This window comes from Blautia ammoniilytica, assembly GCF_025566965.1.
Classification (GTDB): Bacteria; Bacillota; Clostridia; order Lachnospirales; family Lachnospiraceae; genus Blautia_A; species Blautia_A ammoniilytica.
In genome coordinates, this window is sequence record NZ_JAOQJL010000014.1 from 1 (window position 1) to 10,434 (window position 10,434).

At 47.9% G+C, this 10,434-nt stretch carries 13 protein-coding genes; 12 read left to right on the top strand and 1 reads right to left on the bottom strand.

What is annotated here, in order from left to right:
* Positions 1–176 precede the first annotated feature (176 nt).
* The 3 genes from OCV61_RS08370 to OCV61_RS08380 are packed head-to-tail and all read left to right on the top strand — an operon-like array spanning position 177 to position 1,778.
* The gene (locus tag OCV61_RS08370; RefSeq protein WP_002593556.1) at positions 177–449 is read left to right on the top strand and encodes a helix-turn-helix domain-containing protein; all 273 of its coding nucleotides are present in this window, start codon (positions 177–179) and stop codon (positions 447–449) included.
* Entirely contained in the window at positions 409–786 is a 378-nt protein-coding gene (locus OCV61_RS08375) for a TnpV protein (RefSeq protein ID WP_005335912.1), read from the top strand. The genes OCV61_RS08370 and OCV61_RS08375 overlap by 41 nt, the downstream gene beginning before the upstream one ends.
* Positions 787–815: 29 nt before the next feature.
* On the top strand, positions 816–1,778 hold the full coding sequence (locus OCV61_RS08380) for a DUF3658 domain-containing protein (RefSeq protein WP_005335911.1): 963 nt from the start codon (positions 816–818) through the stop codon (positions 1,776–1,778).
* 61 nt (positions 1,779–1,839) lie between these two features.
* Here the strand turns inward: OCV61_RS08380 and OCV61_RS08385 are convergent, their stop codons facing one another.
* Positions 1,840–2,646: a helix-turn-helix domain-containing protein gene (locus OCV61_RS08385; RefSeq protein ID WP_008372835.1), complete on the bottom strand. Its 807-nt coding sequence runs from the start codon at positions 2,644–2,646 to the stop codon at positions 1,840–1,842.
* Positions 2,647–3,128: 482 nt separating this feature from the next.
* Between OCV61_RS08385 and OCV61_RS08390 the strand changes: the two genes are divergently transcribed.
* The 9 genes from OCV61_RS08390 to OCV61_RS08430 all read left to right on the top strand — a co-directional run.
* The gene (locus tag OCV61_RS08390; protein ID WP_002304353.1) at positions 3,129–3,317 is read left to right on the top strand and encodes a hypothetical protein; all 189 of its coding nucleotides are present in this window, start codon (positions 3,129–3,131) and stop codon (positions 3,315–3,317) included.
* The gene (locus tag OCV61_RS08395; protein WP_158421458.1) at positions 3,314–3,655 is read left to right on the top strand and encodes a DeoR family transcriptional regulator; all 342 of its coding nucleotides are present in this window, start codon (positions 3,314–3,316) and stop codon (positions 3,653–3,655) included. Before OCV61_RS08390 ends, OCV61_RS08395 begins: the two co-directional genes overlap by 4 nt.
* Positions 3,648–3,944, top strand: coding sequence for a DUF3847 domain-containing protein (locus tag OCV61_RS08400; protein WP_158421459.1), 297 nt, complete (start codon positions 3,648–3,650; stop codon positions 3,942–3,944). The genes OCV61_RS08395 and OCV61_RS08400 overlap by 8 nt, the downstream gene beginning before the upstream one ends.
* Positions 3,945–4,469: 525 nt before the next feature.
* Entirely contained in the window at positions 4,470–4,808 is a 339-nt protein-coding gene (locus OCV61_RS08405; protein WP_003509323.1) for a helix-turn-helix domain-containing protein, read from the top strand.
* A 186-nt stretch (positions 4,809–4,994) separates the two neighbouring features.
* Positions 4,995–6,569: a MobQ family relaxase gene (gene mobQ / locus OCV61_RS08410; RefSeq protein ID WP_008394607.1), complete on the top strand. Its 1,575-nt coding sequence runs from the start codon at positions 4,995–4,997 to the stop codon at positions 6,567–6,569.
* Positions 6,570–6,635: 66 nt separating this feature from the next.
* Positions 6,636–7,280, top strand: a complete 645-nt coding sequence (locus tag OCV61_RS08415; RefSeq protein WP_025544160.1) for a CHC2 zinc finger domain-containing protein — start codon at positions 6,636–6,638, stop codon at positions 7,278–7,280.
* Entirely contained in the window at positions 7,249–8,586 is a 1,338-nt protein-coding gene (locus OCV61_RS08420; protein WP_008394605.1) for a virulence-associated E family protein, read from the top strand. The genes OCV61_RS08415 and OCV61_RS08420 overlap by 32 nt, the downstream gene beginning before the upstream one ends.
* A gap of 242 nt (positions 8,587–8,828) precedes the next feature.
* Positions 8,829–9,026, top strand: a complete 198-nt coding sequence (locus OCV61_RS08425; RefSeq protein WP_002595176.1) for a hypothetical protein — start codon at positions 8,829–8,831, stop codon at positions 9,024–9,026.
* The coding region (locus tag OCV61_RS08430) for a recombinase family protein (protein ID WP_158421480.1) at positions 9,027–10,434 on the top strand (1,408 nt) is incomplete at its 3' end.

Consider the following 10,434-nt stretch of genomic DNA (forward strand, 5'->3'; position numbering starts at 1 on the left):
AAGCAGTTCATGGCTAATTAAAGGGAACAAAAAGAAAGGGAATGCACAATCCAGACGGTATCAGCGGCAGGCTACAAGAATAAATTGTGATTTCACAAGATTGGTGTTATAATAAGAGAAAAGTTCCTGCCGGGGCAACCGCCCCGGTGGTATGGATAGAAAGGCAGGAAAACAATATGCACATCAGCTATAAACCACTCTGGCACACACTGTTAGAGCGTGATATGAGAAAAGAGGATTTAAGGCTTGCTGCTGGTATGACAACAAATATGATTGCCAACATGAGCAAAGAGGGAAAGCACATCAGCATGGATACATTAGCCCGTATCTGTGAAACTCTGAATTGTGAGATTACTGATGTGATTGAGTTAGTACCAGACGAGCCTGCTTCCACAGGAGGTAAGGAACATGAGCGAATTGAAACCAAGAATAACGGAAAACGGAATTGATTATATCCTTGTCGGAGATTACTACATTCCAGGCTTGAAACTGCCGGAGGAACACCGCCCTATCGGAAAGTACGGACGAATGCACCGGGAATATTTAAGAGAAGTCCACCCAGCCAGATTGAATACATTGATACTGACCGGAGAATTGTTGACATATCTTGCAGACCTGAATGAACAGGCACAAAAACGGTTAGACACTATCATGGAGCAGATGAAAGCTACCGAGGGCGTGACAGAGGAATTGAAGTGTACCCGACAAATGGAATGGGTGCAGCGTTGCAATAACATTCACAACAGGGCAGAAGAAATTGTTTTGTATGAGATGATTTATTCATAACGGGAGCAATTAAATCGGAGGTATATAAGATGATTGAAATTGTATTTGGTGAAAGTGCCTGTGGAAGTTTGAAAATTGCCCAAACTTACGGCAAGGGAAAGTATAGAGGAAGTGCTGTTTCAATATTTATGAGGCACGAAGACGGGAGTGTTCCATCTTCAGATGAAATGAAAAAGGCACAGCTTCAAGCACAGGAACAAGAACGCATTGCTTGGGAGAATGCTATTCCATTGGGAGGCAAGAGCAGTGATGTTTATTGTTTTGATATGGCTCTTAGTGTGGGAGATATTTCTGATAATGGAATTGGCGAACAGCGGAAAAATATTTTCAAGAAAATGCTGTCTGTCTGCTTTGTAGAGGATTTAGATTATCAGGTTGAAGAAAAAATACAGAAAATTAAAACTACATTGACCTCAGTGATTGAACGATATGTAGCTGGGGAAGAAATTCGCATTTGGTATAGCTATAATCCAGATGAGCTTTGTGGTATGTATTGGCTTATGAAACAACTTCAACCATTAAACTGCCAGACAACAATTTATTTGGTTAAGTTACCTACATGGGAATATGGAAAAGAAAATACTATGACATCCAAAATAGCATGGGGCGAGGTCTCTCCTGGCGAATGGGGAAACTATATAACTCTACAAGAGAAAGCTAATCCTGTATTTCTTTCAGCTTGTACTATGAAATGGAATCAACTTCAAAATGAAAATGCACCTTTGCGTGCAATGTTAAATGGTAAATTGCAAAGCGTTTCAGAAGATATATATGATAGTTTCATTCTTCGTGAAATTGCGGAACAGCCAGAGCAATTCAAAATGGCTATTGTCATAGGTAATGTTTTAGGAAAATATCAACTTGGAATTAGTGATGTATGGATTTCCAATCGCATTGATAAAATGCTTGAAGATGGTGTGTTGGAAATTATACAGGACGCACCAAAGGGAGAAACAAATTATCGCCGAATATTAAGAAAACGAATGAAATAATAACCACAGCACAAACCGCTGCTACATGGAATCCAACAAACCATGCAACAGCGGTTTTCCTTTACCGTTTTTTCCTCTGGCTGATAGGCGTTCCCATTTTCTTTGATTTTTTGAGAATACGAATGAACCAGCGAAATTCTTCTTCTGACAGGTTTTTATAGTTGATACCAAGCTGCTTGCAGTAAAGGATAACCAGTTTTTCATCTCGACTGCCCTTGAAATTTTCGACCGCTTCCAGATTTTCTTTCAGTTCATCGGCAACGGTAGTTTGGGGCGCACTCTCGCTGTCCTTTTTGTGGAATTCCCGAATATCCCGGATAATCAGGTTGAGGTCATCCAGAACCATGTGACTGAAATACTCATCATCACTGATATGTGCGGCTTGCAGCACCTTCAAATGCGGGTCATCTTCGCCGGGGCGATACCGTTCAATAATTTCATGCCGGACGGTATCAACAAGGGAGTTGAGATTTTGGATTTGCATGGTGGCAATCCCGTCCACATAAATCTCAATGTCCGCAAGAAACTTGATAAAGTCCTTATGGGTGGCAAGTTCGCAGAGCAGACGGTTGTTAATCCGACCGCTTTTCAGCAGTGCCACCATCTCATCGTTCAAATGCAGCTCCGTCAGTGGCGTGTTGATCTGCTCCCTGTTCTCTGTCCGGCACAGCAGATAATCGACGGAAACCCCATAGAAGTCTGCCAGCGTGATAAGGTTGCCATGATTGATTTCCTTATAATCCTCTTTTTCATAACTGCCAAGGGCTGATTTAGAAATGCCCGTCAGCTTTGATAGTTCTTCCAGATTTAAGCCTTTGTCTTTGCGGAGTTCCCAAAGGCGTTCCTGTATGCTTGTTGCAACTTTCATGGGCGCACGCTCCTTTCCGGTGGTTTTATTTCTGCCGTTTAACTGGATTATATCACACTTTCCGCAATCGTGGAAATTTCTGATTTTCCCCCTGATTCCTACTTTGTGGATATACGGCACAGGGCACAAAAATGTTCTATGATACAGGTAGTTCATCGATGGATTATTCCAATCGAATGACCAGCCTGTGTGGGATATGCTTCCCCGGCGATGTAGCGCCATGACTTTTGGCAGGGATATGGAGGAACCCTGACCGAAACGAGCGTACCAAAGGGAGCGATACGCCGCTGTGAGATTCAGGGGAGGAACGACACCGGGGAGAACTGGCGAACTGACACCGAAATGATACCGAAACACGACAATTTGATAGGGAGATAGTCTACCCTATCGCTGAGACTTCGGGAGATTTTAAGCGGCTCTATGGCTGTAATTTTGCCGAAAATCGCCCCGAAACCATACACGAAAACGGGAGGAAACGTAACATGCCGAGAATGAGCAAAAAGCGGAAGCATGAGCTTTCCTTTTACCTCAATGACCGGGGGCGTGTCACTTACAACGAATTATGCCGGAAATGCCAGCATGGGTGCAAGCAGAGCTTCCGGGCGGTTGTGATTGACTGCCCCCGTTATTTATCCAAACGAGCAAAGAAAAAGGAGGAACACACCGAATGAATTTTGAATTTATGACGATAGACACACCATTGCCGCCCTGTATGCCATTTCCCAGAGCGTTGACAGGATTTCCAGTCAGCAGCACCGCAAAGGTCATGTACTGCCGGATGTTGGACGCTATGCTTTTCAGAGGGCAGGCGGACGAGAACGGGATTCTTTTTGTCTGCTTCCCTATCACAGCCATTGCCGCAGTCCTGTCCCGCAGCCTCATGACGGTCAAGCGTTTTTTGAATGAACTGGAAACCGCCGGACTTATCATGCGGGTGCGTCAGGGCGTGGGAGAACCGAACAGGATTTATGTGCTGATACCGGGAAAGGAGGGCGCTACCCTTGCCTGATACCTCAAAGCTGGGAAAGCTCAACCGGGAGTTGGAGAAAAGCGAAAAGAAACTGCGGAAAGCCATCAATGATGAAAAGGCATTGCAGCACCAGTTGAAGCAGCTTACCCGAAAGGAACGGACGCACCGGCTCTGTACTCGTGGCGGTATGCTGGAAAGTTTTCTGCAAGAGCCGGAACGCCTGACAGATGATGATGTCATGCTGTTGTTGAAACTCATTTTTCACAGACAGGACACGCAGGAACTATTGAAAAAACTGCTGGAATGGGAGATGCCGGAACCCCCTTAGTTTACTAAGGGCGCAATTATACACCACCCAAAGGTTGGTGCATTGCGTTCTCCGAAGGCTCCTCGCCGGAGGGCTGTGATTTTCCGCAGTCATGGTCTGCTCCAAATCATACAGGGGACGCTACGCTTCCCCTGCGCTGGCTGTCGCCAGCTACCCTTTTGTGGACTTGCCGCCCGGAAACACCTTGCGCTGCAAGCTGTTCCCGTCCAGCAAGTTTTATCAGTCGAGCTATCCTTATCTACGGTAATTTAGTATAATAAGGTCAAAAAACAGAACGCTATCATTGTGCAACCGATATGCAACTGATAATTGCTTGATAGTTGGTGGTAGCAACACGGTAATTCAGATAGAATAAAGCCAACAAAGAAAGGAGGTCATCCAAATGTTAGTAAACATCATTATGATTGTAGTCGGAATAGTTTTCTCATGTATCTTTGTCGGCTTGCTTATCCTTGTTATTCGTGCATTGCTTAAATATATCCGTACAGAGAAATGAAGCCAACAGCAACATTAGGAGGTGGTCAAATGAAAGTAACCGTATTTATGATAATCGTTGGAATAATTTTCTTATGTATCTTTGTTGGTTTGCTTACCCTTATTGTTCGTGCATTACTCAAATATATCCATTCAAAAGATGTACGGCAGGAAAAATCCGTAGTGAGGAAATCGTTGGGTGAAGCACTCAAAGTACACAGAACACAGTGCAAAATGACGCAGGAATTTGTTGCTGAAACGATTGGTGTTAGCAGGCAGGCTGTTTCAAAATGGGAAAATGGAACATCCGACCCTTCCACATCAAATCTTTTTGCACTTGCAAAACTTTACGGTATTTCTGTTGAAGAATTACTAAAAGAAGTTGAATAATCTTCATGCAGATATTTTATTTCATCATCGGGCCACCCTGACCCGAACTTTCAAAACTGAATACCAGCCGCCCACCGGCGGCACCACCGAGCAGGAAATCTGAAAAGGTCTCCTGCTTTTTTTCTGCCCCAAATGAGGTGGTAAAACGCCACCCCATCCACCAATTACCGAAAGGAGGGACACGAAATGCCCTGTCCACACAACGAAATCTCGATTGTGCAGCGAAGCCAACAGCAGTCTGCGGTTGCCGCCGCTGCCTACCAGAGCGGCGAAAAGCTGTTCTGTGGATACGATCAGGAAGTGAAGCACTACCCGGAAAAGCGTGGTATCGTCCACAATGAAATCTTGCTTCCGGCAAATGCCCCACGGTCGTATGCAGACCGCAATACTTTATGGAACGCCGCCGAAGCGGTGGAGAAGCAATGGAATTCCCAGCTTGCAAGGCGGTGGGTGCTTACCATCCCCAGAGAGATACCGCCCGACCAGTACGCCGCCCTTGTCCGGGATTTCTGCAATCAGCAGTTTGTTTCCAAAGGAATGTGCGTGGATTTTGCCATCCATGACAAAGGGGACGGAAACCCTCACGCTCATGTCATGCTGACTATGCGGGCAATGGATGAACATGGGAAATGGCTTCCCAAGAGCCGCAAGGTTTATGACCTTGACGAGAACGGGGAACGGATAAAACTTCCGTCCGGCAGATGGAAAAGTCACAAGGAAGATACGGTTGACTGGAACGACCGCAAGTATTGTGAAATCTGGCGGCATGAATGGGAGATCATCCAGAACCGCTATCTGGAAGCCAACAACCGCCCGGAGCGGGTGGATCTCCGTTCTTATGAAAGACAGGGGCTTGATATTATCCCTACCGTCCATGAGGGTGCTGCTGTCCGGCAGATGGAAAAGCGAGGGATTCAGACCAACATCGGAAATCTGAACCGGGAAATCAAAGCCGCCAACAGCCTGATGAAGTCTATCCGGCAGCTTATTAAAAATCTCAAAGGCTGGATTATCGAGCTTAGTGAAAAACGAAAAGAACTGCTTGCGGAAAAAGCTGCGGAGGAAGCGGTATTTCTTCCCAATCTGTTGATGAAGTACATGGAGGTACGAAAGGCAGAACGGAGCGACTGGACACGGGCGGGACAAAACCGTGGAACTTCCAAAGACTTAAAGGCAGTCAGCGAAGCCCTGTCCTATCTTCAGAGAAAGGGACTTTCCACCGTGGAGGATTTGGAAAACTTTATAGAAACGTCCGGGAAATCTGCCGCCGACTACCGAAAGCAGATGAAGCCAAAGGAAACCCGCAGCAACGTGATTGACGCTATCCTTGCCGCCCGGACGGACTGTAAGGAATGTAAGCCCGTTTATGAGAAATACCAGAAGATATTTTTCAAGAAAACTAAGGAAAAATTCAAGCTGGAACACCCGGAGGTTGCCCGGTTTGAGAAAGCCAGTGCCTACCTTGCCAAGCACCCGGATGATAAGGACAGCACGAAAAAGGAGCTTTTGCAGGAACAGGCGAAGCTTGTGGGCGAAATCGCAGACTTGAAAGTACCGTTGACCGAGGTGCAGGAAGATTTGAAGAAGCTGCGGGACATCCGCTACTGGGTACGGAAAGCCACACCCGGCACAGAGGAAAGCAAAGAGCCGCCCAAGAAGCAGCCCCTCAAAGAAGTCTTGCAGGATAAGGCTGACGAGAAGAAAGCACAGAAAAACGCCCCGGCGCAGACGAAACACAAACAACAGGATATGGAACTTTAACAGGCACTTGCCATTTTCAGATTGAGAATGATAAGTGCCTTTTCTTTTTTACAAGGAGGAATTGATTTGAATGTATTTGAAGCTGTGAAGCAGTCCGTTACGACAAGACAGGCTGCGGAGCATTACGGAATCCGGGTAAACAGAAACGGGATGGCTTGCTGCCCGTTCCACAACGATAAGACCCCCAGCATGAAGCTGGACAAGCGTTTCCACTGCTTCGGATGTGGTGCAGATGGGGATGTGATTGATTTTGTAGCTGCCCTGTACGGGCTGGGGAAAAAGGAAGCCGCCGCACAGTTGGCGAGTGACTTCGGGCTTGCCTATGAGGACTGGAAGCCACCGGGCAGGGCAAGGAAGCCCAAGCCCCGGCAGAAATCCCCGGAAGAACAGTTCCGGGAAGCAAAGGCACATTGCTTCCGTGTCCTTGCCGATTATCTACACCTCTTACGGGTATGGAAAACCGACTATGCCCCGCACTCCCCGGAGGAAGCGTTTCATCCCCGGTTCGTGGAAGCCTTGCAGAAGCAAGCCCATGTGGAATATCTGCTGGATGTGCTGCTGTTCGGGGAGACAGAGGAAAAAGCGGTTTTGATTATGGACTACGGAAAGGATGTGATACAGCTTGAACAGCGAATGGCAGAGCTTGCAGCCGCAGACGCAGCAAGAACTAAAAAACACCATGAACGCCATGCAGCCGCCCCAGAGCGTTGAGGAAGTAAAGGCAACTCTGGAAACCACCGAGAAAGGCGGCGTCCGCCAGAGCATACGGAACTGCCTGACCGTATTCCAGCGTGACCCTGTGCTTGCCGGGGCAATCGCCTACAACATCCTGACCGACCGCAAGGACATCATAAAGCCCATCGGTTTTCACAGAGAAAGCACAGCCCTGACCGATACGGACATGAAGTATCTGCTTCTCTATCTGGAGGAAACCTACGGGCTTACCAGTGAGAAAAAGATTGAAACCGCCATCGGGATTGTGGCGAATGAGAATAAGTACCACCCCATCCGGGATTTTCTGAACAGCCTTGCATGGGACGGGACTGAGCGCATCCGCTTCTGTCTGCGGCACTTTCTGGGAGCTGATGTGGACGATTACACCTATGAAGCCTTGAAGCTGTTCATGCTGGGGGCGATTACAAGGGCATTTAAGCCCGGAAGCAAGTTTGAAATCATGCTGTGTCTGGTAGGCGGTCAGGGGGCTGGCAAATCCACCTTCTTCCGGCTGCTGGCAGTCCGGGACGAGTGGTTTTCCGATGATTTGCGGAAGCTGGACGATGATAACGTGTACCGCAAGCTGCAAGGTCACTGGATAATTGAAATGTCGGAAATGATGGCAACCGCCAATGCCAAGAGCATTGAGGAAATCAAGTCCTTTCTAAGCCGCCAGAAAGAGGTTTACAAAATTCCCTATGAAACTCACCCGGCAGACCGCCCCCGTCAATGCGTGTTCGGCGGCACTTCCAACGCCCTTGACTTTCTCCCCCTTGACCGTTCCGGCAACCGCCGATTTATCCCGGTCATGGTGTACCCGGAGCAAGCCGAGGTTCACATTTTGGAGGACGAAGCCGCTTCCAGAGCCTATATCAGCCAGATGTGGGCGGAAGCAATGGAGATTTACCGAAGCGGCATGTTCAAGCTGTCATTCAGCCCAGCCATGCAGCGGTATCTCAAAGAACACCAGCGGGATTTTATGCCGGAGGACACCAAAGCCGGGATGATACAGGCTTACCTTGATAAGTACACCGGGGAAACGGTCTGCTCCAAGCAGCTCTACAAGGAAGCCTTAAACCACACCTTTGATGAGCCGAAGCAATGGGAAATCCGGGAAATCAACGAGATAATGAACCAGTGCATTACCGGGTGGAACTACTTTTCCAATCCGAGGATGTTTGCGGAATACGGCAGACAAAAGGGCTGGGAGCGTGAAATCCCGGCAACGGACACCGACAACCCGCCCGAAAAATCTATGGACGGTTTTGTGGAGGTCACAGAGCAGATGGAGCTTCCATTCTGAAAATGACAGCCCGTTGCCGACTTCGTTGCTATCCCGTTGCCGAGCCGGTTGCCGGGGAAAATCCCTTATTTCCGGGCTTTTTCCCTCTCTGACAACCAAAACAACAGAAAAATAAAAGAAAAGTATAAATAGTAATCAACGCCAGATTGAGATTGTTTGCAAGGTCTTTTGAAGCCCGTTGCCGGACTTCGTTGCCGACCGTTCTCTGTCTGGCTATTTTCATGTATGGAGGATAACTGCCTATGGCGAAAAATAAGACCAAGATTGAAGTGACAACCGTATTTGACGGGGAACTGGACGCCACCGATGTGTTCGTCAGCCTGATTTCCCAGAAATACGGCAAAACAAATACAAAAGAATATCTTGCTAAAAAGAAAGATTTGAAGTATAATGAAGATGAGGTTCAACAGAGCCAGATACCGTCTGGATTGTGTGGGTAAATGGCTATGATGAACGAAATGGAATACAGAACAATCGGTTCAGCACTTGCCGGGGGCTATCGTGCGGCGGTCTATTGCAGGCTGTCAAAGGACGATGACCTGCAAGGCGAAAGTGCCAGTATCGCAAACCAGCGTGATATGCTGGAAAAATACTGCGAAAAGCAGGGATGGGAGGTTGTGGCAGTCTATCAGGACGATGGCTTCACAGGTCTTAATATGGAGCGTCCTGATTTACAGAGAATGTTGAGAGCCATTGAGCGCAGGCAAATCAACCTTGTCATCACGAAAGACCTCAGCCGACTGGGGCGTAACTATCTGCAAACAGGGCATTTGATTGAGGACTTTTTCCCAAGAAACGGTGTCCGCTATATCGCCATGAATGACGGTATCGACACTCTGCGGGATAACAACGATATTGCCCCGTTCAAGAATATCCTGAACGAGATGTACAGCAAGGATATTTCCAAGAAAGTCCATTCATCTTATCTTCTGAAAGCGCAGAAAGGACAGTTTACCGGGTGTCTTGCCCCGTTTGGGTATCGGAAAGACCCGGAGGACAAGAACCATCTGCTCATTGACGAGGAAACAGCCCCGATTGTGCGGCTGATTTTCGGATATGCCCTGAACGGTCATGGTCCGAACTATATCCGCAGACGGCTGGAGGAAGAAAAAATCCCCTGCCCTACATGGTGGAACCGGGAACGGGGGTTTCGCAATACCCGCACCAAATGGGAAAAGAAAGACCCGGAAAACGGGCGGTATATGTGGGACTTCTCCGTTATCAAAGACCTTTTGATGAATCCCGTCTACACCGGGGCGATTGCTTCCCAGAAAAAAGACTACCGCTTCAAAATCGGCACGATTGGGGAAAAGAAGCCGGAGGACTGGATTGTGGTGGAGGGACAGCATGAACCGCTGATTGACCGCATGAGCTTTGATATTGTGCAGAACAAGCTGAAATCCCGCCAGCGTCCGGGGCAGACCAATGAAATCAGCCTGTTTGCCGGACTGATAAAATGCGGCGAGTGTGGGAAGTCGCTGACGATACGCTACACAAACGCAAAACATCCCCAGCAGATTTACTCCTGCAAGACCTACAATGCCTTTGGAAAGAACCACTGCACCCAGCATCGGATTGACTATGACACCCTTTACAGCCATGTGCTGCGGAAAATCCGGGAATGTGCCAGAGCTGCCCTGATGGACGGGGAAGCGGTTGCCGACCGCCTGACCAATACCTGTGAAGCAGAGCAGCGGGAACAGCGGGAAGCAATGGAACGCTCCCTTACAAGGGACGAGGAACGGATTGAGGTTCTGGACAAAATGGTCATGCGGCTTTATGAGGATATGATTGCAGGGCGTATCAGTGAGCAGAATTTCAACACCATGCTGGAAAAGACACAGACCG